General features: G+C 64.0%; 19 protein-coding genes and 1 pseudogene. 13 read left to right on the top strand and 7 right to left on the bottom strand.

The window, feature by feature from the left end:
• Positions 1–43 precede the first annotated feature (43 nt).
• The 3 genes from BG60_RS27460 to BG60_RS27450 form a co-directional block, all read right to left on the bottom strand.
• Entirely contained in the window at positions 44–1,045 is a 1,002-nt protein-coding gene (locus tag BG60_RS27460; protein ID WP_034473439.1) for a sugar kinase, read from the bottom strand.
• A gap of 56 nt (positions 1,046–1,101) precedes the next feature.
• Positions 1,102–1,911: a sugar phosphate isomerase/epimerase family protein gene (locus tag BG60_RS27455; protein WP_051996656.1), complete on the bottom strand. Its 810-nt coding sequence runs from the start codon at positions 1,909–1,911 to the stop codon at positions 1,102–1,104.
• A gap of 141 nt (positions 1,912–2,052) precedes the next feature.
• Positions 2,053–2,943, bottom strand: coding sequence for a LysR family transcriptional regulator (locus BG60_RS27450; RefSeq protein ID WP_008349476.1), 891 nt, complete (start codon positions 2,941–2,943; stop codon positions 2,053–2,055).
• Positions 2,944–3,057: 114 nt separating this feature from the next.
• Between BG60_RS27450 and BG60_RS27445 the strand changes: the two genes are divergently transcribed.
• From BG60_RS27445 to BG60_RS27430, 4 genes are all read left to right on the top strand, one after another.
• Positions 3,058–4,128, top strand: a complete 1,071-nt coding sequence (locus BG60_RS27445) for a YeiH family protein (RefSeq protein WP_034473438.1) — start codon at positions 3,058–3,060, stop codon at positions 4,126–4,128.
• 75 nt (positions 4,129–4,203) lie between these two features.
• Complete coding sequence (locus tag BG60_RS27440; protein WP_034473436.1) at positions 4,204–7,134, top strand: molybdopterin oxidoreductase family protein; 2,931 nt, start codon at positions 4,204–4,206, stop codon at positions 7,132–7,134.
• Between the two features lie 11 nt (positions 7,135–7,145).
• A complete protein-coding gene (locus tag BG60_RS27435; RefSeq protein ID WP_008349470.1) occupies positions 7,146–7,877 on the top strand; it encodes a 4Fe-4S dicluster domain-containing protein in 732 nt (243 codons plus the stop codon).
• A gap of 19 nt (positions 7,878–7,896) precedes the next feature.
• A complete protein-coding gene (locus BG60_RS27430) occupies positions 7,897–8,835 on the top strand; it encodes a dimethyl sulfoxide reductase anchor subunit family protein (RefSeq protein WP_034473434.1) in 939 nt (312 codons plus the stop codon).
• 21 nt (positions 8,836–8,856) lie between these two features.
• Here the strand turns inward: BG60_RS27430 and BG60_RS27425 are convergent, their stop codons facing one another.
• Entirely contained in the window at positions 8,857–10,098 is a 1,242-nt protein-coding gene (locus BG60_RS27425; RefSeq protein ID WP_034473432.1) for a cystathionine gamma-synthase family protein, read from the bottom strand.
• Positions 10,099–10,289: 191 nt separating this feature from the next.
• On the opposite strand from BG60_RS27425, the gene BG60_RS27420 reads away from it, so the two are divergent.
• From BG60_RS27420 to BG60_RS27390, 7 genes are all read left to right on the top strand, one after another.
• Positions 10,290–11,024, top strand: coding sequence for a glutathione S-transferase (locus BG60_RS27420; protein ID WP_034473470.1), 735 nt, complete (start codon positions 10,290–10,292; stop codon positions 11,022–11,024).
• Between the two features lie 26 nt (positions 11,025–11,050).
• The gene (locus tag BG60_RS27415; RefSeq protein ID WP_008349461.1) at positions 11,051–11,854 is read left to right on the top strand and encodes an aldo/keto reductase; all 804 of its coding nucleotides are present in this window, start codon (positions 11,051–11,053) and stop codon (positions 11,852–11,854) included.
• 154 nt (positions 11,855–12,008) lie between these two features.
• Positions 12,009–13,745, top strand: coding sequence for a ClcB-like voltage-gated chloride channel protein (locus BG60_RS27410; RefSeq protein WP_034473430.1), 1,737 nt, complete (start codon positions 12,009–12,011; stop codon positions 13,743–13,745).
• Positions 13,746–13,973: 228 nt separating this feature from the next.
• Complete coding sequence (locus BG60_RS27405) at positions 13,974–14,240, top strand: hypothetical protein (RefSeq protein WP_034473429.1); 267 nt, start codon at positions 13,974–13,976, stop codon at positions 14,238–14,240.
• Positions 14,241–14,279: 39 nt separating this feature from the next.
• Positions 14,280–14,522: a DUF2795 domain-containing protein gene (locus tag BG60_RS27400; RefSeq protein WP_034473428.1), complete on the top strand. Its 243-nt coding sequence runs from the start codon at positions 14,280–14,282 to the stop codon at positions 14,520–14,522.
• Between the two features lie 503 nt (positions 14,523–15,025).
• Entirely contained in the window at positions 15,026–15,418 is a 393-nt protein-coding gene (locus BG60_RS27395; RefSeq protein WP_034473427.1) for a DUF2946 domain-containing protein, read from the top strand.
• A gap of 161 nt (positions 15,419–15,579) precedes the next feature.
• Positions 15,580–17,667 carry a TonB-dependent receptor family protein gene (locus BG60_RS27390; protein ID WP_034473468.1) on the top strand — a complete coding sequence of 696 codons (2,088 nt, stop codon included), beginning with the start codon at positions 15,580–15,582 and terminating at the stop codon, positions 17,665–17,667.
• 15 nt (positions 17,668–17,682) lie between these two features.
• Here BG60_RS27390 and BG60_RS27385 read toward each other — a convergent pair whose 3' ends face one another.
• Positions 17,683–20,064 (bottom strand): AsmA family protein, encoded by a 2,382-nt coding sequence (locus BG60_RS27385; protein WP_034473425.1) that lies wholly within the window; start codon positions 20,062–20,064, stop codon positions 17,683–17,685.
• Between the two features lie 124 nt (positions 20,065–20,188).
• Between BG60_RS27385 and BG60_RS27380 the strand changes: the two genes are divergently transcribed.
• Both BG60_RS27380 and BG60_RS27375 read left to right on the top strand, forming a co-directional pair.
• Positions 20,189–20,878 carry an ABC transporter ATP-binding protein gene (locus BG60_RS27380; protein ID WP_034473423.1) on the top strand — a complete coding sequence of 230 codons (690 nt, stop codon included), beginning with the start codon at positions 20,189–20,191 and terminating at the stop codon, positions 20,876–20,878.
• Complete coding sequence (locus BG60_RS27375; RefSeq protein ID WP_034473421.1) at positions 20,875–21,690, top strand: ABC transporter permease; 816 nt, start codon at positions 20,875–20,877, stop codon at positions 21,688–21,690. Before BG60_RS27380 ends, BG60_RS27375 begins: the two co-directional genes overlap by 4 nt.
• Before the next feature lies 1 nt (position 21,691).
• Here the strand turns inward: BG60_RS27375 and BG60_RS27370 are convergent, their stop codons facing one another.
• Both BG60_RS27370 and BG60_RS27365 read right to left on the bottom strand, forming a co-directional pair.
• On the bottom strand, positions 21,692–22,168 hold the full coding sequence (locus BG60_RS27370) for a VOC family protein (RefSeq protein ID WP_008349443.1): 477 nt from the start codon (positions 22,166–22,168) through the stop codon (positions 21,692–21,694).
• A gap of 38 nt (positions 22,169–22,206) precedes the next feature.
• Positions 22,207–22,681, bottom strand: a pseudogene (locus BG60_RS27365) (VOC family protein).
• Between the last annotated feature and the right edge of the window lie 45 nt (positions 22,682–22,726).

Below are 22,726 nucleotides of genomic sequence, written 5' to 3'. Positions count from 1 at the left end.
GTTGTCTCCGAACGCAATTCGGTTGAGTCTCGGTTGGTGGCTTTCAAGCCAGATCGAACGCGGCTTTGGCCGTCTTGTCGTTGGAATCCTGTGCTTCGAGCAGATCGAGCGCGGCGCGCGTCGGCAGTCCTTCGCTGTCGCCGATCACCTGAATCGCCAGCGCGCCGATGCGATTGCCGCGCGCGATCGCGTGACGCACATCGCGTCCCTCGAGCAGCGCGCTCACGACGCCGACCGCGAAGCCATCGCCCGCGCCGACCGTATCGACGACCTTCTCGACCGGCACGCCCGGCACGATGCCCTGCTCGCCGTCCGCCGTGCGGAAATACGCGCCGTGCGCGCCCAGCTTCACGACGACGCCCTTCGCTCCCCGATCGAGATAAAACGCGGCGATGTCCTCGGGCTTCGCATAGCCCGTCAGCGTCAATCCTTCGGACACCCCCGGCAGCACCCAGTCGGCGAGCGCGGCGAGCGCATTGAGCGATTCGGCCATCGCCTCGCGCGACGGCCACAGCGTCGGACGCAGATTCGGATCGAACGAGATCGTCTTGCCCGCTGCCCGCATTTCGCGGGCCATGTGGAACGCAAGCTCACGCGAGGTCGCCGAGATCGCGGGCGCCACGCCCGTCAGATGCAGATGACGCGCGCCGAGCACGTAATCGGCGGCGTAGTCGTCGAGCGACAAATGGCTCGCGGCCGAACCCTTGCGGAAATACTCGACGGCCGGATCGCTGCCGTCGTCGCACTTGCCTTTGAGCTGAAAGCCCGTCGGATAACGCTCGTCGATCGTCACACGGCGCGCGTCGATGCCTTCGGATGCGAGTACGTCGAGCACATAGCGCCCGAACGAATCGTTGCCGACGCGGCTCATCCAGCCCACCTTGAAGCCAAGGCGCGACAAACCGATCGCGACGTTCAGATCCGCGCCCGCGACGCGCTTCGTGAATTGACCGGCCTTCGCGAGATCGCCGGTAACGGCGGCGACGAACATCGTCATCGCTTCGCCGTAAGTGACGACGTCGAGGGCTTCAGGCTTGGCTTGCATGTCGGGTTCCTTTGCAGATGAATGCTGAATGCAAAATGCGTAATTCAAAGTGGCATTCAAAATGCCGCGATTCGTGCGACCTGGCGCGCCGCGTCGGCGTCGAGCGAACCGTCCGCGCCCGGAATGAACGGATATTCGATGCCGCGCGGCACATCGCCCGGCAACTGCGCGAGCAGCGTCGCGAAACGCGCGTCGCCGTTCGCGGGCGCGGCGGCAAAACGGCGCGCGCCCTCGCCCATCACCGCCTTGCAGTGCACATACGCGACGTGCGGCGCGAGGCGCTGCGCCGCGTCGAGCGGATCCTGCTCCGCCCAGTGCCAGTTTCCGGTGTCGAAAGTCATCGCGAGGCCGCTTCGCGCGGGCAGCGCGGCGAAGAGCGCATCGAACGCGCCGATCGTGCCGCCTGCCTTCAGTTGTCCGTTTTCGACGACCACGCGCGCTTTCGACGCGGCGATCGCCGACATCAGGCGATCGAGCGTGGCCGGATCGGTCGCGACACCACGCTCCGTGCCGCCCAGTTGCAGCTTGACGATGCGCGCGTCCATCGCCGCTGCTTCGTCGATGGCGAGCCGCAGCGAATCGAGATCGAGCGCGCCGTCGTCGCGGAACAGCGTCGCGGGCGTCGAATGGACCGCCCACAAGCCGTGCGCGCGAATCCGTGCGCCGAGCTGCGCGAGTGCATCGGGCTGCGAATCGGCGTCATCGGCGAACAACTCGCGACGCACTTCGAAGCCATCCGCACCCGCGCGCGCCGCGACCGCCGCCCACGCGGCGTGGCCATCGCGACGGATCGCATCGGCGCCGAACGCGCTCGCTACGATCACGACTTCTGCGCGCTTTTCATCGATGCGGGATTTTTGATTCACTCGCTTCTCACTATGGGTTTTGGCCTCGAAATTCCTCGGTGGAACCGGTTCCATAAACGATTTTCGAAAAGGACGCCGCAGCGCCCCTGTTGAGAACGAATGGTGCGTCAGACCGCCATCGACGCGCCATAGTGGAATTCCCTAGCCGATGAGACCCGGTTCCTCGCATAACTCCAGGAAACGCGCCGCGACGCGTGACGGCGTTGCCGCGTGCGGCAGCAAAATGGAAAAACGCCGCGTGAGCGGTCGCGGCGCGATACGCACGCGACGCAACGCGCTGTCCTCGTGGCGGATCGACATCGCCGATACGAAGCCGATGCCCATGCCCGCGCGCACCGCCTCCTTCACGCCCTCGACGCCCGCGATTTCCAGCGCGACCCGCATGGGCGCATCGCAATCGGCGAACGCGCGCTCGATGATCTGCCGCACGCCCGAGCCGGGCTCGCGCAGCACGAGCGGATGCTCGCTCAACTGATCGAGCGTGGCGGCATCGCGCCCGTCGGCAAGCGGATGACCATTCGGCAGGATCGCGACGATTTCGTCCTCGCGCCACGGTGTGACGGTGGTGCCGAGCGGCAGATCGTGTCCCGGCGCGCCTTCGACCAGCGCAATATCGAGCGAGCCGAGCGCAGCGACGATATCGGCGGTATTGCCGTCGATGGTCGTCACGACGACTTCCGGAAAGCGCTTGTGAAACGCAGCGATCAGATACGGCAGCAAATAACTCGCTGGCGTCGTGCTCGCGCCGATGCGCAGCGTGCCGCGCTCCAGCCCGCGCAATGCGTCGCGCAGCGCGTGCGCCGCGCGAAATGTCTCGCGCAGGCGTTCCGCATGGCCGAGCAACTGCTCGCCGGCTGCGGTCAGGCGCACGCCGCGGCCATCACGCTGATAAAGCGGCTCGCCGAATTCCTCCTGCAGCAGGCGCAACTGCCCCGACACGGCGGGCTGCGACAAATGCAAGGCCACCGCCGCCCGGCTGATGTTGCCGTGCTCTGCGACCGTTGCGAACGTTATCAGTTGTTCCGGGGTCATCTGTTTCAAATATAAGGTGGTACGATACTTCCCATTCTAAATCACGATTTTTCATATTCATATATCGAGAATAGGATTAGCCCATCGAGTCATCATCATCAAACGGGTTCATCCATGTCCACGGTTCAGTCCGCCCAAACGTTCGCGCCGGCCGCATCATCCAGACGCGGGCAACTCAACGGCATTCTCTTCGTCGCCTTGTTCGCCGCCGCCGTCACGCGCCTCGCTTCGCTGCCCGCTATCGCCGGGCTCGGCATCAGCCCGCTGATCGTCGGCATCGTCGCGGGCGCGATCTACGGCAATGCGCTGCGTCACGGCATGCCGGAAAGCTGGGCGGCCGGCGTCAACTTTTCCGCGCGCAAGCTGCTGCGCATCGCGGTCGCGTTCTTCGGGCTGCGCATCAGCCTTCAGGAAATCGCGCAAGTCGGCGTGTCGGGTTTCACGGTGTCGGTGCTGGTCGTGGTCAGCACGCTCGTCATCGGTACGTGGGCCGGCATGAAGCTGATGAAGCTCGATCGCGATACCGCACTCCTCACGGCAGCCGGCAGCGCGATTTGCGGCGCGGCCGCGGTGCTCGCGTTCGAATCGACGTTGCAATCGAAGCCGCACAAGAGCGCGATGGCGGTGGGCAGCGTCGTGCTGTTCGGCACGCTCTCGATGTTCCTCTACCCGCTCGCGTTCAACGCCGGCTGGCTGCATCTCGATACGCTCGGCGCGGGCCTCTTTTTCGGCGGCACGATTCACGAAGTGGCGCAGGTCGTCGGTGCGGCGAGCAACGTCAGCCCGGAAGCGACGCATATCGCGACCATCGTCAAGATGACGCGCGTGATGCTGCTCGTGCCCGTGCTGCTCGTGATCGGTTTCTGGATCAGCCGCTCGCGCAACACGGCGGACGGCGCGGCGCAAGGCAACGGCAAGATCGCGGTGCCCTGGTTCGCGCTCGGCTTTCTCGCGCTCGTCGTCGTGAATTCGCTGCACGTTCTGCCCGATGCCGCCACGAGCACGATCAACACGCTCGACACCTTCGCGCTCACGATGGCCATGACCGCGCTCGGCATGGAGACGCGCATCGCGCAGATCCGTCAGGCCGGCCCGCGTGCGCTTGCAACCGGCGCGATCCTGTATGCGTGGCTGGTCGGCGGCGGCCTCGCGATCACGCTCGGCGTCGAACGCCTCTTCGGCTGATCGATCGCCGATGCAGTGAAGTACCGAATCGCGCGAACGTCCCCGTCGCGCGATAACGCTTTAGAAGGAGCACTCATGGAACACGGCGCTCGTACCCAGAACGAGAAGCTCGATGTCAAGACCACGACGTGCTACATGTGCGCGTGCCGTTGCGGCATCCGCGTGCATCTGCGCGACGGCGAAGTCAGATACATCGACGGCAATCCGAACCATCCGCTCAATCAAGGCGTGATCTGCGCGAAAGGCGCGTCGGGCGTCATGAAGCAGTATTCGCCCGCACGCCTCACGCAGCCGCTGATGCGAAAACCCGGCGCACTGCGCGGCGAAGCGCAGTTCGAGCCGGTCTCGTGGGAGGTCGCGCTCGATACGCTCGAAAAGCGTCTCGCACACCTGCGCGCCACCGATCCGAAAAAATTCGCGCTCTTCACCGGACGCGACCAGATGCAGGCGCTGACCGGCCTCTTCGCGAAGAACTTCGGCACGCCCAACTACGCGGCCCACGGCGGCTTCTGCTCGGCGAACATGGCCGCGGGCATGATCTATACGATCGGCGGCTCGTTCTGGGAATTCGGCGGCCCGGATCTCGACCGCGCGAAGCTCTTCTTCATGATTGGCACGGCGGAGGATCATCACTCGAATCCGCTCAAGATCGCGATATCGAAATTCAAGCGCGCGGGCGGACGCTTCATCGCGATCAATCCGGTCCGCACGGGCTACGCGGCCATCGCCGACGAATGGGTGCCGATCCGCCCCGGCACAGACGGCGCGCTTTTCATGGCGCTGATCCACGAACTGATCGCCGCCGACGCCTACGATCACGAATTCGTCACGCGCTATACGAACGCGGCCGAACTGCTCGATATGAACGAAGCGAGCGACACGTTCGGCCTTTTCGTGAAGGACGAAAGCGCGGCCGAATCGAATCCGCTCTTTCCGCAGAATCATCTTTGGTGGGACACGAAGACGAATCGCGCGGTCGCGCATCATGCCGACGATGCCGCGCCCGCGCTCGATGGCCGCTACACGCTCGACGACGGCACGAGCGTCGCGCCCTCCTTCGCCTTGCTGCGCGAGCAGGTCGCGACGTGCACGCCGGAATGGGCCGCGGACATCACCGGTATTCCCGCCGCGACGATCGAACGCCTCGCCGCCGAAATGATCCAGACGAGCCGCGATCACAAGATCACGCTGCCGATTCAATGGACCGATTGTTGGGGCAGGAAGCACGACACCGTGACGGGCAACCCGATCGCCTTTCACGCGATGCGCGGTCTCGCCGCGCACTCGAACGGCTTCCAGTCGATCCGCGCGCTCGCCGTGCTGATGTCGCTGCTCGGCACGATCGACCGTCCGGGCGGTTTCCGGCACAAGTCGCCGTTTCCGCGCGCGGTGCCGCCATCGGCGAAACCGCCGAATCACCCCGATCAGGTGAAGCCGAACACGCCGCTCGCGAGCGGGCCGCTCGGCTGGCCCGCCGCGCCGGAGGACCTCTTCATCCACGACGACGGCACGCCGGTTCGCATCGACAAGGCGTTCTCGTGGGAATATCCGCTCGCGGTGCACGGCGTGATGCACAGCGTCATCACGAACGCATGGCGCGGCGATCCGTACCCCATCGACACGCTGATGATCTTCATGGCCAACATGGCATGGAACTCGTCGATGAACACGATGGAAGTGCGCAACATGCTCGCCGACAAGCACGGCAACGGCGAATACAAAATTCCGTTCATCGTCGTGTGCGATGCGTTCCAGTCGGAGATGACCGCATTCGCCGATCTCATCCTGCCCGATACGACCTACCTCGAACGACACGACGCGATGTCGATGCTGGACCGCCCGATCTCCGAGTTCGACGGTCCCGTCGATTCCGTGCGCGTGCCGGTCGTGCCGCGCACCGGCGAATGCCGTCCGTTCCAGGAAGTGCTCGTCGAGCTCGGCAGCCGCCTGAAGCTGCCCGCGTTCACGACGCCCGAAGGCACGCGCAAGTATCGCGACTATCCGGATTTCATCGTCAATCATCAGACGGCGCCGGGGTCGGGCGTGGGCTTTCTGATCGGCTGGCGCGGCAAGGACGGCAAGGACGCGCTCGTCGGCGAGCCGAATCCGAATCAATGGGAAGAGTACGCAAAGCACGATTGCGTCTACCACTACACGCTGGCCCAAGAGCTGCAATACATGCGCGGCCAGAACGGGCCGTACCTGCAATTCGCCGTCGATAAAGGTTTTCGCAAGTTCAACGAGCCGATCCTGATCCAGCTCTATTCCGACGTGATGCAGAAGTTCCGCCTCGCCGCGCAGGGTCGCACGAAAGGCCGGCAGCCGCCGGAACACTTGCGCGCACGCATCGAGGAATATTTCGATCCGCTGCCCTTTTGGTACGCGCCGCTGGAACTCGATACGACCGATCTCGCGCAGTATCCGCTCGCGGCCGTCACGCAGCGCCCGATGGCGATGTATCACTCGTGGGACTCGCAGAACGCGTGGCTGCGGCAGATTCACGGCGAGAACCTGTTGTACATGAATCCGCGCATGGCGAAGGCGAACGGCATCGAGGACGGCGGCTGGATTTACGTCGAATCGCAATGGGGCAAGGTGCGCTGCATGGCGCGCTATAGCGAAGCCGTCGAGCCCGGAACGGTGTGGACGTGGAACGCGATCGGCAAGGCATCGGGCGCGTGGAGCCTCGGTCCCGACGCGAACGAATCGCAGCGGGGCTTTTTGCTCAATCACCTCATCACGGATGAGCTTCCTGCGTCCGCGCGCGAAGGCCTGCGCTTTTCGAACTCCGATCCGATCACCGGACAAGCCGCGTGGTACGACGTGCGCGTGCGCGTCTATCCCGCCGAAAGCGATGCCGACCACACGCTGCCGCAATTCGCGCCGATGCGTCCATCGCCCGGCATGACGGGATCGGTTCAACGCGTCGTGCAGACGTACTTCGCCGGACGCGGCGAGTTCGCGGCGCGCTTGCGCAACGCCATCAAGCGCGACGTAAAAAACTGAAGGAGACCGGCATGACTCAAATGGCCCTGGTGATCGATCTGAACGTCTGCGTCGGCTGCCACGCCTGCGTGACGAGCTGCAAGGAATGGAACACGTCCGGCGAAGCTGGCAGTCTCGCGGATCAGCGCCCGTACGACGCCGATCCGTCCGGCACCTTCTTCAACCGCGTGCAGACGTATGAAGCCGGCGAATTTCCGCTCGCCGATACGATCCACTTTCCGAAGTCGTGCCTGCACTGCGAGGATCCGCCGTGCGTGCCCGTCTGTCCGACCGGCGCGAGCTACAAGCGCAAGGAAGACGGACTCGTGCTCGTGGACTTCGACAAGTGCATCGGCTGCAAGTACTGCGCGTGGGCGTGTCCGTACGGCGCGCGCGAGCTCGACGAAGCGCGCAAGGAGATGACGAAGTGCACGCTGTGCGCCGATCGCATCTACAACGAGGCGCTGCCCGAACGCGATCGCAAGCCGGCGTGCGTGCTCGCGTGTCCGACGTCGGCGCGGCTCTTCGGCGATATCCACGATCCCGAGTCGGTCGTGTCGAAGGCGATCGAGGAGCGCGGCGGCTATCAGTTGATGCCCGAATGGGACACGAAGCCCGCGAATCATTATTTGCCGCGTCGTCCCGTGAATGCGTGCAGCAGCGGCGGCGGCTCGTGCGGCTGTCAGTCTCAAGGCGCCGAAGCGCCGGACGCACCCGGAGCGCACGGCGAACTCAATCTCGCGTCGATGGCCGTGCGCGTCTGACTTTCATCGGAGCTCGAACATGAAACCCGCGTTTTCCGTCGTGTTTCTCACGACATTGAGCGGCGCCGCGCAAGGCTTGCTGATTGCGCTCGTCGGTGTCGAAGCGGGCGCGAAGCTCGGTCTGATCGACGCGCCTTCGCAACTGTTCTTCATCCTCGGCGCGGCGTTGTCGGTCGTGCTCGGCGGGCTGGGCCTCGTCGCATCGTTTTTCCATCTCGGGCATCCCGAGCGGGCGTGGCGCGCCATCGCGATGTGGCGTACGTCGTGGCTGTCGCGCGAATGCCTGTGCCTGCCCGCGTTCCTCGGATGCGCCGCGTTGCACGGCTTCGCGCACTGGCTCGGCGCGCCGTGGTCGCTTGCCGTCGGCGTGATCGGCGTGATCGCGTCGGCGGCGCTTTTCGTCTGCACCGCGATGATCTACGCATGCCTGCGCTTCCTGCAGGAATGGGCGACGCCGCTCACGATGGTCAACTTCGTGCTGCTCGGCTGCGCATCGGGATTCACGCTGGCGACCGCGTGCGCCGCGTGGCTCGCGCCGTCACTGGCGGCGGGTCTCGCCGCTTGTGCGTGCACGTTGACGCTCGCGGGCTGCGCGACCCGCGTCGCCGCGCTCAAGCGCAATGCGAAGCTGCGGCCGAAATCGACCGTGCAGAGCGCGACCGGCATCAAGGGGCCGAACGTCGTGCAGAAGTCGCGGGGCTTCACGGCGGGCGCGTTCAATCTGCGCGAGTTCTTTCACGGACGCTCGGCGCAGGCGATCGCGCGCATCAAGTGGACGTTTCTCGTCGGCGCGTTCGCCGTCCCCTTCGTGCTGATGCTGCTCGGGATCGGTGCGCAATCGGTCGCGCTCTTCTGCCTCGCGTGCGTCACGCAGTATCTCGGGCTCGTCGCCGAGCGATGGTTCTTCTTCGCCGAAGCGCGCCATCCGCAGAACATTTACTACGCGCGCGCCTCGTAGTGCGCGAGGCGCGCATCAAGGTCATGCCGCGAGCTCGAGCGCTTGCTCGAAATCGGCGATCAGATCGTCGATATCTTCGATGCCCGCCGAAAGCCGCAGCATGCCGTCGGAAATGCCCATCGACTTGCGCACTTCGGGGCCGGCTTCGAAGAAGATCGTCGGCGCAACGGGAATGATGAGCGTGCGCGTGTCGCCGAGGCCCGTCGCCTTGACCGGCAACTGCAGCGCGTTGACGACATCGATCATGCGGTCTGCGCGGCGCAACTCGAACGACAGCAGCCACGACGCACCCTTGAACAGCGCCTGAGCGATCTCGTATTGCGGATGACTCTTCAATCCCGGATAAAACACGCGCCCGATGGCCTCGTGCTTCTCCAGATACTGGGCGAGCGCGAGCGCGTTCTCGCTGCACTTCGCGACGCGCAGGGCGAGCGTTTCCGCGCCCATCGCGATGGAATGCGCCTGCTCCGACGACAGCGACGCGCCCATGTCGCGCAGCCCTTTCTTGCGGACTTGCAGCAAGCCCTGCTCTTTGGACGGCGACTTGCGGTAATCATCGGCGATGTTCGGATAGGCGCTCCAGTCGAAGAGACCCGTGTCCGTCACCGCACCGCCGAGCGCCGCGCCATGACCCGCGATGGTCTTCGTCAGCGAATTGACGACGAGGCTCGCGCCGACCGCCTTGGGCCGGAACAGCGCCGGCGACGTGATCGTGTTGTCGACGACATACGCGAGGCCGCGCTCGCGGCACAACGCGCCGATGCCTTCGAGATCGGGAATCTGCGTGCCGGGGTTCGCGATGGTCTCGACGAACACCATGCGCGTATTCGGCTTGATCGCGTTCGCGACGTTCTCGGCGGAAGTTGCATCGACCATCGTCACTTCGATGCCGAGCGTGCGCAGCGTGCCGAACAGGCTGTTGGTGTTGCCGAAGACGTAGCGGCTCGATACGAGATGATCGCCCGCGCGCAGCAAGGTCAGGAAAATGGCGGTGATTCCCGCCATGCCGGTGCTGAAGCAGATCGAGCCGATGCCGTCTTCGAGGCTCGTGATCTTGCGTTCGAGCGCGGCGGTGGTCGGCGTGCCCTGACGCGCGTAGTTGAAACCGCCTTTCTTCGTGCCCTGGAAGACGCCGATCAGATCTTCCACGCGCTCGAATCCGTACTGAACCGATGTGTGGATCGGCTGGCGCACGCCGCCGTGCTCGCCGCCCGCGTTTCTGTCGCCGTGAACGATGCCTGTGGTGAAGCCTTGCTTGTTCATCTCTTCTCCGCTACTCGAAAACGCAAAACATCGATTTTGCACGATTCACGACGAGTCATGGCATCGCCGCGCGACGGGAACGCGTGTTGCTCGTCCGCCTCTTCGTTCGCGCGTTTCCCGCCGAACGTCAAAAACGCGCACACTCACGCTTCGCCGCCGATGCGGCATGCCCCGACGAGGAGCCCTTTCTCATGGCTTACGAACTCTACTATTGGGACGGATTGCAGGGCCGAGGCGAATTCGTCCGGCTCGCGCTCGAAGATGCGGGCGCCGAATATATCGACGTCGCGCGCGAATCGAAGAACAGCGGCTACGGCATGGACGCGATGATGAAAGTCCTGAACAGCAAGACTGAGCCGCATATTCCGTTTGCGCCGCCGTTTCTCAGGGACGGCGAGCTGATGGTCCCGCACGTCGCGAACATTCTTCTTTATCTCGGGCCGAAGCTGAACCTCGCGCCGAAGGACGAGGGCCTGCGCTACGTCGCGCACGGCCTGCAACTGACGATCGCGGATTTCGTCGCCGAAGTGCACGACACGCATCATCCGCTCGCGACCGATCTCTATTACGAAGATCAAAAGGACGCGGCGAAAATCCGCACGCAGAATTTTCTGGACAAGCGCGTGCCGAAGTTCATGAAGTACTTCGAGCGCGTGCTTGCGCAGAACCCGCACGGCGATACGCAGATGATCGGCGATACGGCGACTTACGTGGATCTGTCCATCTTCCAGATCGTCGATGGCCTGCATTACGCCTTTCCGCGCGCGATGAAGGAGTTCGGCGCGCAGTATCCGCGCGTGGCCGCGATTCATGATGCGGTGCTGCAACGGCCGAACATCGCGGCTTACGTCGATTCGGAACGGCGCATCCCGTTCAACGAATCGGGCATTTTCAGGCACTATCCCGAACTCGATCAGGACGCTTGAAACCTCGACACTCACCAGGAGCCAGCATGGTAGAAACGATTCCTTCATTCGGTCTCGGCACGTTTCGCGTCGATGCCGCGAAGACCACGAACGCGGTGAAGAGCGCATTGCAGCTTGGTTATCGCCATATCGACACCGCGCAGTACTACAACAACGAAGCGGCCGTCGGTCAGGGCGTGCGCGAATCGGGCGTGGCGCGCGACGCTATCTGGGTAACGACGAAAGTCTGGTGGGAACGGCTCTCGCACGACGCGCTCGTCGCGAGCCTCACGGACAGTCACGCGAAGCTCGACATCGGCACGATCGATCTCGCGCTCGTGCACTGGCCGTCGCCCGACGGCGCGGTGCCGATCGCCGAAACGCTCGCGGCGATGCAGGAAGCGCAGAAGCTCGGGCTGATTCGCCATTACGGCGTGTCGAATTTCACCGCGCCGTTGCTCGAAGAAGCGCTGAAGGCGCCGGGCGGCGACGCGATCGTCACCAACCAGATTGAAGTGAGCCCGTTTCTCGCGAACCGCGCGCTCGTCGATGCGACGCAAAAGCTCGGCGTGAAAGTGACCGCGTACATGCCGCTCGGCGAAGGGCGCGCGCATACGGACGCGACGCTCAAGGCGATCGCCGGGAAGCATGGCGCGACGCCCGCGCAGGTGACGTTCGCGTGGCTGCTTTCGCGCGATATCGTGGTGCTGTCGGCATCGACGAATCCGGAGCATCAGAAAGCCAACTGGGACGCGCAGAAACTGAAGCTCGACGCCGACGACATCGCGAAAATCGATGCGCTCGACGAAGGCAAGCGCAATGCGAATCCGCCGTTCGCGCCGAAGTGGTGACGCGCGATTGCTCCGACGAAGCCCGGCCAGGCGTGTGCCGGGCTTTTTTTCGACCCTGACGAACGCGTTTCGACGTCCGCAGCGCCGCCCTGCAATGCTATCCTTGCGAGTCCCTTATTCCATTTGCTTCTAAGCATTCCACGATTTCGCAAAAGTGCTCTCCTTTCTGCTCAAGCTCCGTACACGCGCCCAACGGCTTTTCCGTCTGTCGGACTCGCATACGATGCTCGTCTGGGCGGTGGTCGTCGGCGTGGCCGGTGCTTTCGCCACCTCCGTCTTTCGCGAAGGCATTGAGATCCTTCAGCGGCTCCTCGGCAATCATTCGGAAGGTCTCGTCGCGCTCGCGCAAAGCCTGCCCTGGCCCGTGCGCGTGCTGTTGCCCGCCGTGGGCGGTCTCATCGCGGGCGTCTGCCTGCTGATCGCCCGCAAGCGCGCGAGCAAGAATGCGAGCACGGACTACATGGAAGCCGTCACCATCGGCGATGGCGTCGTGCCCGTCTGGCAAAGCGTATGGCGCAGTTTGTCGTCGCTCATCACGATTTCGAGCGGCGGCTCGATCGGTCGCGAAGGGTCGATGGTGCAACTCGCCGCCCTGGTGTCGTCGCTGATCGGGCGCTGGGTGCACTTCGATCCGCCGCGCCTGCGTCTGCTCGTCGCGTGCGGCGCGGCGGCCGGAATCACGTCGGCGTACAACGCGCCTATCGCCGGCGCGTTCTTCGTCACCGAACTCGTGCTCGGCTCGATGGCGATGGAAAGCTTCGGCCCGATCGTCGTCTCGTCGGTCGTCGCCAACATCACGATGCGCGAGTTCGCCGGCTACAGGCCGCCGTACGAGATGCCGGTGTTCCCGACCGTCACCGGCATCGAAGTGCTGCTCTTCGTCGTGCTCGGACTGCTCTGCGGCACGCTCGCGCCGCACTTCCTGCGGCTGCTCGCCGAATCGAAAAAACGCTTCTCGACCTTGCCCCTGCCCTTGCCCGTGCGCCTCGCGCTGGGCGGGCTGATCGTCGGCGTGATATCGATCTGGTGGCCCGAAGTCTGGGGCAACGGTTACGAAGTCGTGAACTCGCTGCTGCACGAACCGTGGACCTGGACCGCGCTGCTCACCGTGCTCGTCTTCAAGATCATCGCGACGGCGGCCACCGCCGGTTCGGGCGCGGTCGGCGGCATCTTCACGCCGACGCTCTTCGTCGGCGCGGTGCTCGGCTGTCTTTACGGCATCGGCGTGCATTCGATCTGGCCGAACTCCACGTCCGCGCCCTTCGCCTACGCGATGGTCGGCATGGGCGCGTTTCTCGCCGCGGCCACGCACGCGCCGCTCATGGCCATCCTGATGATCTTCGAGATGACGCTGTCGTATCAGGTCATGCTGCCGCTAATGGTTTCGTGCGTGATCGCGTACTTCATCGCGCGCACGTCCGAGCAGACGTCGATGTACGAAGTCACGCTGCGGCGCACGCGTGAAGAGAAAGAGCGCCTGCGTCTCGCCGCGACGCAGATGCGCGAGCTCGTCAAGCCCGCCGATACCGTCGTGCCGCTGTCCGCGAACATCAAGGACATGACGCGCGTGTTCCTCGAATATCCGGTGAAGTATCTGTACGTCGTCGATGACGCCGGGCGCTTTCAGGGCGTGGTGGCGCTGAAGAACATCACGTCGGATCTGCTCGACGACAAGACCTGCGCATCCAAAACCGCCGCGGATTATCTTCAGCCGGAATTCGACGTGCTCACGCCCGACATGTCGCTCGGCGAAGCACTGCAGCACTTCCTCGCGTTCCAGGGCGAACGCCTGCCGGTCATCGAAAAAAAGACGCAGCCGTTGCTGCTCGGCGTCGTGTACAAAACCTCACTTCTGGACGCATACTTCCGTCTGAACCCGACGTCGCGCTGAAACTGCGCAGCCGTGCAATTTCGCGGCGCGTCACGCTTCGCGTGCGCGCGTTTCGCGCGGGTCGGATCGACTTCACAATTCACTCGAAGTATGTCTGCGCGACGCCCACTCGTCGCGCCCGTGTGCGCGGCGCTGTCATGGTCCGAGCGCACGGCGGGTGGCGGAAATATCCATCGGCATAGGCTTTGCTTGGTCTTTTCTGCTGCCTACGTGAGGAGGGGTTGCCCGATGAAGACCTCAACGTTGTTGTCGATGGCTCTGGTTTCCGTCTCGTGCTATGCCGCGCCGCTGCACACGAGTTCGACCGACGAATCCACCGCCGCCATTGCCGCGACGCGCGCCGCGCTGCGCGTGAACGCCGCGCCCGTATCGCCGCCCGCGCCCGAAGTCGCGGCGCAGGATCTCAATCACGCGCGCTGGCGTCATGTGCCGCTGCCGAAATCGCGCACGCCGAGTCACGGCATGGCGAGCCAGACGATTCAGGTCCAGACCTGACGCGCCTCCTCATTCACTGACTCGACACCGGACCTCGGAATGACCGACACGCACGCAAAACACGCCTTGAACGACGAGCCGATCGACAACGAGATCGCCCAGGTATTACGTCTCGTGAAGTACCCCGCCAACAAGGACGCGATCGTCGATGCGGCGCGCGAGGCTGGCGTATCCAACGACGTCATCACCGTGTTCGACGGCCTGCCCGAGCAGGACTACACGGACGCGAATTCGGTCGAACAACTGCTGGGCAGCAACGGCGGTCCCGGAATCTCGATCTGAACCTGCGCGCGGCACGATCGCGATGCACGCGCTCGCCCGTCTTCGATCAGGTCGTACAAATCTTTATTCATCAAAGACTTAACGCGTCTACGCGAGGCTTTTCAACACTACTGTCCACAGAAATTGTGGATAAGTCGGGCATCGCATCGATGTCGCGCGCGCGAGCGAAAAAGTGGCGCGATGCGCGTCGCGCGGGGATTTCAGCGCGAAATCAAGAAACTAGATGAGTCGCCAAGCGGTTTTCCACAGCCCTTTCCCCGTGCGCTGGGGATAAGTTATGCAAAGCCCGATACGCATTGATGCAACCTGAAGCGCGCATGACTTTTCCTTGGGCATCAGTCATTTAGCAGACTTTTAGGCGCGTTTTCAACAGGGTGCTCCCCAATTGATGGGGACAACATGTCCGCGCGCTGATGGCGAAAATTTATGTCCGCTTTGCTTTGTAATACAAAGTAAGCGGGTGGCATAATCCCGCCACTCGGGATTTGCAAATCTTCGTCCTCATGCGCAGTCGCTTCCATCAACGAACGGGTTCACTGCTGGCATTGCTCGCAATGCTGCTGATCACGTTCGCGCCGATGGTCTCGCAACTGATCGCCGCCAGCGCGCATGCCGACGAACTCACCGCCGAGCTCTGTTCAGCGCATGCGTCGACAGTCGAGCGTTCGGGCGGTCATCATTCGACGCATTCGACAGACACGCTCGCGCATCTCGACGACCAGGCTTGCGGGTACTGTCACTTCTTCGCGCACGCGCCCGCCATCTCCGCTGCACGCGCCCCCGCAGCGCTCGACGTTCCTGCACGCCGCAGCGTCGCGGTCGCGCGGATTCGCATCGAGCGTCCCGCGCCTCCTTTCACCACTGCGCAGCCTCGCGCCCCTCCGGTTCTCGTCTGATTTCGTTCTAACGAATCGATGCCTTTCGCGGCATCGAACGGCGCCGCGCGTCCATCGCGTCGCGCCCCGCTCATTCATCACGAATTCGAAGAAGAACCATGCTCACTTTCAGCAAGGGGCGGCGTCGTGCCGTCCGCACACGCAGAAGCGAGGACGCTGCCATGAAGCGACTCGCCCGACAACGCGCCCTCATGACGGGCCTCACCGCGCTCGCCGCGACCCGCGCATTCGCGCAGGCCGAACCCGCGACGCTTCCCGCCGTCATCGTTCAAGGACAGGCGCAACATTCGCTGACATCGCAAAACGTCGCCGATCAGAAGCGCACGCTCGACGCGACGGTCGGCTCGGTCGGCTTCGTCGATAGCGCCGATTACCAGAACACCTACGCCTTCACGTTGCGCGACGTCCTCAAGAACGTGCCCGGCGTTTTCGTGCAGAACCGCTACGGCCAGGAGTTGCGCCTCTCGATTCGCGGCTCGGGCCTCGCGCGCGGCTATCACACGCGCGGGCTGGAGATACTGCAGGACGGCATCCCGACCAATCTCGCCGATGGCAGCGGCGACTACTATCAGATCGACCCGCTCGCGCTGCAATCCGTCGATGTCTACAAGGGCGGCAACGGCCTCGCGTACGGCTCGTCGATGATGGGCGGCGCGATCGATTTCGTCACGCCTTCCGCCTACACCGCCGATGCGCCGAACATCGTGCGGCTCGAAGGCGGCAGCTTCGGCACGATCCGGGGCAGCGCGCAGTTTTCGCGCGTGATGGGTCCGCTGGATTTCATCGGCACTTTCTCGGTGAATCATGCGGACGGTTATCGCGATCACGAGCGCGGCCAGTACGAGCAGTTCAACGCGAATATCGGCTATCGATTCTCGCCGGATGTGGAGACGCGCTTCTATCTCGGCGCGTATGTCGTCGATCAGCAGCTTCCCGGCACGCTCTCGCTTTCCGACGCGCTCGACAATCCGACGAAGGCATCCGCGAGCGCGCTGGCGGGCGATCAGGCGCGCGATACGCGCACCGAGCGCATCGCCAACAAGACGACCGTCAAGCTCGATGTCGGGCAGCTCGATATCGTCACATGGGCAATCCACAAGAGTCTGTATCACCCGATCTTCCAGGTCATCGATCAGGACGGCTGGACCTACGGCATCGCGCCGCGCTATACCGCGACGTTCAACGTGAGCGGGATGCGCAACGATGTCATCGCGGGCGCGCGTTTCTTCGGCGGCAACACGCAGGCGCGGCAGTACGTGAACGTGTCGGGCAACGAAGGCGCGCAAACGCTCGATTCGACGCAAAGCGCCTACAACTACGAGGCGTACTTCGAAGACCGTCTGTTCTTCCTGCCGACCGTCGCGCTGATGGCCGGCTTCAAGGCGTTGCGCGACGTGCGCAAGTATGTCGATCACGGCGGGCTCGCGGCCGATCCGAACTACAAGTCGGCTAGCGAGACATTCAGCGGCGTGAATCCGAAGCTCGGGTTGATGTGGCAGCCGAATCGCGACATCCAGGCGTATGTGGACATTACGCGCAGCCAGGACGTGCCGGATTTCGGCGATCTCACGCAGACCTTTTCGAGCACGACGCAATTCACGCCGCTCACGTCGCAGCATGCGTGGACGCTCGAGCTCGGCACGCGCGGCACGCGCGATCGCGTGAGCTGGGACGTCACCGCGTATCGCTCGCTCGTGCGCGACCAGTTGCTTCAGTACACGACGAATCCCGACATACCGGCATCGACGTTCAATGCGAACAAGACGGTGCTGCAGGGCATCGAAGCCGGCGTATCGGTCGATGTGTGGCGCGACGTCACGCACGCGGGCGCGGGCGACAGGATCACGCTGTCGGGCTCGTGGAACCTGAGCGATTTCCGCTTCAAGGACGATCCGCAGTACGGCAACAACCGCATCGCGGGCGTGCCGGTGAACGTGTTGCGCGCCGTGCTCGGCTATGCGCGGCCGAACGGCTTTCACATTTCCGCATCCGTCGACTGGGTGCCGGCGGGCGCGTGGGCCGACGACGCCAACACGTTGCGCGTGCCGGGCTATACGCTCATCGGCGTGCAGGCGGGGATGGATTTTCGCAACGGCCTCTCGGTGTTTCTCGACGCGCGCAATCTGACCAACAAGCGCTACGTGAGCGACATCAGCACGATCGCGGATGCGCGCACCGCGTCGTCGACCGCGATCTTCTATCCGGGCGAAGGCCGCAGCATCTTCGCGGGCGTGCGCTACGCGTTCTGAGCGCGCGGCGGCGACTTAGCTGCCGCGATACTGCGCGGCGCTGGCGGGCGCCGGCGCCGCCGGCTTCTTCGCGTCCTTGTCCTTGGACTTGGCCACGCCGGTCGCCGCCGCATCCGACGACATGTACGCCGGCGCCGCCTTCGCCTTCTGCTTCTGCCCTGCGGGCGGCGCGGTCGGCGCTTTGCCGATATCGGCGAGCATCTGCTGGCAAGGCAGCGGCTTGTTGTTGCTCGGCGCGATGAGCGGAATCAGCGCCGCGAACGGATTGATGAGACCGAGACCCACGGCGGCCGCGCCGCGCAGCGCGAGCACCGGACTCACGCCGACGTGCGGATCCTTGAACGTGCCCTTCACGTACAGCGGCGAGCGCAGGGAGAAAATGCGCAGGCCCTTCGTGTGCGGATGGATGCCGAGATCCATGTCCTCGGTCTTCAGATTGATCGTGCCGTCGACATTGATGACGGCATCGTCGGTATCGAGCGCGAACACGCGCGAATCGAGCACGCCGTCGGTCACGACGAAATCCGCCGCCGCGCAGTTGATGTTCACGTCGCGCTTGCCGAAGAGCTTCTCGTAGACCACGTTCGCCACGTTCAGCCCCGCCGCCTCCATATACAGACGGCTCACGGTGCCTTCCGTGATGAGCGCCTTCACCTCGCCGTTCGATGTCGCCGCGAGCGCCGCGGGCGAATTGCCGGTCGCGGAAAGCGCGGCGTCGCCGTTGACCTCGCCGAGCGCGGATTGCATCGTCTTCACGGTCGGGAACAACTGCTTGAGCTTCAGATGCCGCGCCTGCGCGGACACGCGGCCCTTGAGCGGCGCGGCGCTGCCGTCGAGATGAATGTTCGATGCGAGCGAGCCGCCCGCCACGCCGAACTTGAGCGGCTCGAACGACAGCACGCCGTCGTTCATGATGACGTGCGTGTACAGATCGGTGATCGGCAGATCAGGATCCTTGATGATGCGCTGGCCGGTGAACTTGACGTCGGCATCAATGGCCTTCCAGCGATCGGTCTTGAACTCTTCGGTCGGCAGCGCCTTCGACGACGGCTGCTTCTCCGTCTCGCCGCGCTTCGCCTTGCTCGCGTTCGAATCGGCACCGATGATCGGCGCGAGATCCTTGAACTGCAGCAGATGCGACACGAGCTCGCCCTTCAGGAGCGGACGCGGCTTCTTGCCCGCATAGACGAGCGAACCGTTGATATCGCTGCCGCCGACGCGCCCGGTGAAGTTCTCGTAATGGAACACGTTGCCGTCCTCGCGGAACTGGCCGGTCAGACGCCCTTCGGTCGCGAACGGCGGCGTTTCGGGCAAGGTCACGCCCGTGAACGGATACAGATGCGCCATGCTCACCGCCTGAACCCACAGGCGCAGATCGAGCGCGGCCAGATGCGCCGGATCGGTCACGGTGCCGACGAACGCGATATGCGTGTCGCCGAGGCGCACGTCGGCCTGAACCGGGAACGGGCGCTTCGCGTCCTGCACGGCGAGCACGCCGCCGAGCTTGCCTTCGCCCGAAACCTTGCCGTTGTTGTACGTGCCCTTCACGGTCCAGCCGAATGCGTACGGCGGAATCGGCGGTTTCGGGCCTTCCTTGGTCGTGATGCTGGTATTGGCCGACGTGCTCGCCGGATTCGGCGCCGATGCGTTCGCCGCAGCCGCCGCCGATGCAGCCGACGCCGCCGACGCTTCCGAGGCCGCGGCCGCATCCGCTTGTTTGTTGAGCTTCGCCGCGCCGCTCTTGCCGACCATTTCCGCCGACGACTTCGCCGACGCCGCTTCCTGCTGCTTCATCACCTCGCCGATCGGCACGGCCTGGCCGAGCGTATCGATGACGACCTGCATCTCGGCCTTCGTGACTTCATCGTGGATATCGACGGTGCCCTTCGCGAGTGAAATATCGCCGAGCTTGAGATTCCAGGTCGACGGCTCGGTCGATTGCTTGAACTTGAACGTCCAGTTATTGCGATTGTCCTTGAGCCGCTCGACATCGATCGACGGATTCACGAGATTGATCGTCGGAATCACGATGTCGTGCGCGAGCAGCGGCAGCACTTCGACCTGGAAGTCGATTTCATCGAGCGTGGCGAAGTGCTGCTGGCGCGCCCAGTCCGGATTCGCGATCGTGATTTTTTCAGCGGAGAAGCGCGGCCACGGCACCCAGCGTTTCCAGCCCGTCTCGTTTGGCGGACGCTGCCAGCCGACTTTCAGATCGCCGGTGATTTCGAAGCGGCGGCCGATTGCTTCCGATACCTTGTCGTCCACCCAGGGCCGCAGCCGGTTCCAGTCGAACGTCAGAAAAATGACCACCAGTATTGCGATCAGAACCGCCAGAACGGCAAAAATCCATGCGACGATCCTTCCGATTTTTTTTCCGGTCGTTCGGGCCTGCGCCATGACGGCTCCATCCTTTTTTGCTGATTATGATTGCGGCAGCACATCGTGTGCCCGCGGCTTATGCGTCCGCTGAATGCCGAATGTCCGTAAGATGCTCATCCAGAGAACGACACACACACCCACGATGCAGGACGCGACATCGACCGAACTCGTCGCCACGCATGGCGTGATGCGCCGGGACGTCGCGCGCGGCACGGTGCTGCTGCATGCCACGGATTTCGCACTCGACAAAAGCCAGCGCGCCGCGATCACCGGACCGTCGGGCTCGGGCAAGAGCGTGTTTCTGCGCACGCTCGCGCTGCTCGATGCGTGCGATGCCGGTTTCGTTACGTGGCGCGGCGAGCGCATCGCGCGTGCGCAGATTCCGGCTTACAGGCGGCGCGTCGCGTATATCGCGCAACGGCCCGCGATGCTCGACGGCACCGTCGAAGACAATCTGCGCTATCCGTTTTCGCTGAAGGCTTATCGCGACGCGCATTTCGATCGCGATATCGCGATGCGGCTCGCGCAGGCGGCCGGACGCAGCGCGGACTTCCTCGACAAGTTCGCAAGCGATCTGTCCGGCGGCGAGGCGCAGATCGCCGCGCTCGTGCGCGTGCTGCAACTCGCGCCCGACGTGCTGCTGCTCGACGAACCGACCGCATCGCTCGATCCGGCGTCGGCACGCTCGATCGAAGCGCTCGTGGCCGCGTGGTTCGACGCCGATGAAGCGCGCGCGTGCATCTGGGTATCGCACGATCCGGATCAGGCGCGGCGCGTCGCCACGCGTCATCTGACGATGAACGCAGGCGTACTCGGCGAGGACAAGCGATGAGCGGCTATCAGAACCTCAGTCTCTTCGATATCGGCCTGGCGGCGGCGCTGATTGTCGTCAATGGCGCGCTGTCGGTTGCGCTCGACCTCGGTCTCGAACGCAAGCTCTTCGTCGCCGCGATCCGCACCGTCGTGCAATTGCTGCTGATCGGGTACGTGCTCGGCTGGGTGTTCGCGTTCAATCGCTGGTATGTCGTGCTGCCGCTGATGGCGCTGATGACGGTCATCGCCGGATTCGCCGCCTCCGATCGCGGACGGCGCACTTATCGCGGACAGCGCGCGGACAGCATCCTGTCGATTTGGGGCAGTTCGTGGCTGATCGGCGCGTTCGGGCTGTTCGTCGTGATCCGAATTCATCCGTGGTATGAGCCGCAATACGCGATTCCGATCCTCGGGATGATCCTCGGCAATTGCCTGACGGGCGTGTCGCTCGGCATCGAGCGCATGACGGAAGAACTGACTTCGGGACGCGCGGCGGTCGAGATGTCGCTCGCACTCGGCGCCTCGCGCTGGGAAGCGGCGCAGAGACCCGCGCGCCAGGCCGTGCGCGCGGGCATGATTCCGACGTTGAATCAGATGGCCGTGGTCGGTCTCGTCAGCCTTCCCGGCATGATGACCGGCCAGGTGCTCGCCGGGCAGTCGCCATTGCAGGCGGTGCGGTATCAGATCGTCATCATGTTTCTGATTGCGGCGGGCTCGGCGCTCGGCGTGGTCGGGGCCGTCGTGCTGACGTATCGGAGGCTGTTTTCGCGGGACCATCGGTTCATGGCGTCGAAGCTCGTCGAACGAAAAGCCCGCAAACGCGCCGCGTAGCTCACTCGCCGTTGTACGCCCGCTCGAGCGCCGGGAGATCGAGCTTGATCATCCCTTGCATCGCTTTCATGGTGCGGTCGGCTTTCACCGGGTCCGGGTCCTGCAACATGCCGAGCAGACGCGTCGGCGCAACTTGCCACGTCACGCCGAAGCGGTCCGTGAGCCAGCCGCAGGCCAGCGAACGGCCGCCGTCCATCAGCTTGTCCCAGTAATGGTCGACTTCTTCCTGCGACTCGCACTTGATGAACATAGAAACGGCCGGCGTGAACGCGAACTCCGGATTGCCGTTCAGCGCGAGGAAGTCTTCGCCTTCGAGCTCGAACATCACGGCGATGACGCTGCCGACCGGCTTCGGGCCCGACTCGGTGCTGCGCATGATGTCCTTGATGCGCGCGTTCCTGAACGTGCTGACATAAAAGTTCGCGGCCTCTTCGGCGTTGCCGCCTTGGAACCACAGACAGGGCGAAATCTTGTGCATGTGCGTTGCTCCGTTCTCACTTGCGTGCGTGGTTTCGTTCATTGACCGCAAGGCTGCTGCGCCATCGCCTGCTTCATTTCTTCCGGCGTCATGTCACGCGTATGCGTCGCGACCGACCATTGATGACCGAACGGGTCTTCGAGACGCCCGTAGCGGTCGCCCCAGAACATGTCGGCGACGGGCATCGTGACTTTCGCGCCGGCGCTTTCGGCCTGCTTCACGGGTGGCGTCGGCGTCTTCGACATACAGGTGAATCGTGACCGGCGATCCGTTCAGCGCCTTCGGACCGACCGAGCCGAATTGCGGGAACTCATCGACGAGCATCAGCATGGAATCGCCGATTTTGACCATCGCGTGCATGAGCTTGCCGTCGGGCCCGGGCATGCGGCCCAGCTCGATGGCGTTGAACGCGCGCTTGTAGAACTCGATCGCTTCTGCGGCGCCCGCGCACACGAGATGCGGGGTCAGCGAACGCATGCCTTCGGGAATCGGCTTGACGGCGGATTGGGACATGTCGGCTCCGTTTAGTGAGTGAGCGCGCCGGGTTTGGCGCGGTCT

The organism is Caballeronia zhejiangensis (assembly GCF_000698575.1).
Classification (GTDB): domain Bacteria; phylum Pseudomonadota; class Gammaproteobacteria; order Burkholderiales; family Burkholderiaceae; genus Caballeronia; species Caballeronia zhejiangensis.
This window is presented reverse-complemented; position numbering and strand designations above follow the sequence as displayed.

Bases quoted from the DNA above. Each gene is read 5' to 3' on its own strand.
- BG60_RS27445 (WP_034473438.1), top strand. From the start codon at position 3,058: ATGTCCACGGTTCAGTCCGCCCAAACGTTCGCGCCGGCCGCATCATCC.
- BG60_RS27380 (WP_034473423.1), top strand. From the start codon at position 20,189: ATGCAGGACGCGACATCGACCGAACTCGTCGCCACGCATGGCGTGATG.
- BG60_RS27450 (WP_008349476.1), bottom strand. From the start codon at position 2,943: ATGACCCCGGAACAACTGATAACGTTCGCAACGGTCGCAGAGCACGGC.
- BG60_RS27390 (WP_034473468.1), top strand. From the start codon at position 15,580: ATGAAGCGACTCGCCCGACAACGCGCCCTCATGACGGGCCTCACCGCG.
- BG60_RS27415 (WP_008349461.1), top strand. From the start codon at position 11,051: ATGGTAGAAACGATTCCTTCATTCGGTCTCGGCACGTTTCGCGTCGAT.
- BG60_RS27440 (WP_034473436.1), top strand. From the start codon at position 4,204: ATGGAACACGGCGCTCGTACCCAGAACGAGAAGCTCGATGTCAAGACC.
- BG60_RS27370 (WP_008349443.1), bottom strand. From the start codon at position 22,168: ATGCACAAGATTTCGCCCTGTCTGTGGTTCCAAGGCGGCAACGCCGAA.
- BG60_RS27395 (WP_034473427.1), top strand. From the start codon at position 15,026: ATGCGCAGTCGCTTCCATCAACGAACGGGTTCACTGCTGGCATTGCTC.
- BG60_RS27435 (WP_008349470.1), top strand. From the start codon at position 7,146: ATGACTCAAATGGCCCTGGTGATCGATCTGAACGTCTGCGTCGGCTGC.
- BG60_RS27460 (WP_034473439.1), bottom strand. From the start codon at position 1,045: ATGCAAGCCAAGCCTGAAGCCCTCGACGTCGTCACTTACGGCGAAGCG.
- BG60_RS27430 (WP_034473434.1), top strand. From the start codon at position 7,897: ATGAAACCCGCGTTTTCCGTCGTGTTTCTCACGACATTGAGCGGCGCC.
- BG60_RS27425 (WP_034473432.1), bottom strand. From the start codon at position 10,098: ATGAACAAGCAAGGCTTCACCACAGGCATCGTTCACGGCGACAGAAAC.
- BG60_RS27400 (WP_034473428.1), top strand. From the start codon at position 14,280: ATGACCGACACGCACGCAAAACACGCCTTGAACGACGAGCCGATCGAC.
- BG60_RS27385 (WP_034473425.1), bottom strand. From the start codon at position 20,064: ATGGCGCAGGCCCGAACGACCGGAAAAAAAATCGGAAGGATCGTCGCA.
- BG60_RS27420 (WP_034473470.1), top strand. From the start codon at position 10,290: ATGGCTTACGAACTCTACTATTGGGACGGATTGCAGGGCCGAGGCGAA.
- BG60_RS27375 (WP_034473421.1), top strand. From the start codon at position 20,875: ATGAGCGGCTATCAGAACCTCAGTCTCTTCGATATCGGCCTGGCGGCG.
- BG60_RS27405 (WP_034473429.1), top strand. From the start codon at position 13,974: ATGAAGACCTCAACGTTGTTGTCGATGGCTCTGGTTTCCGTCTCGTGC.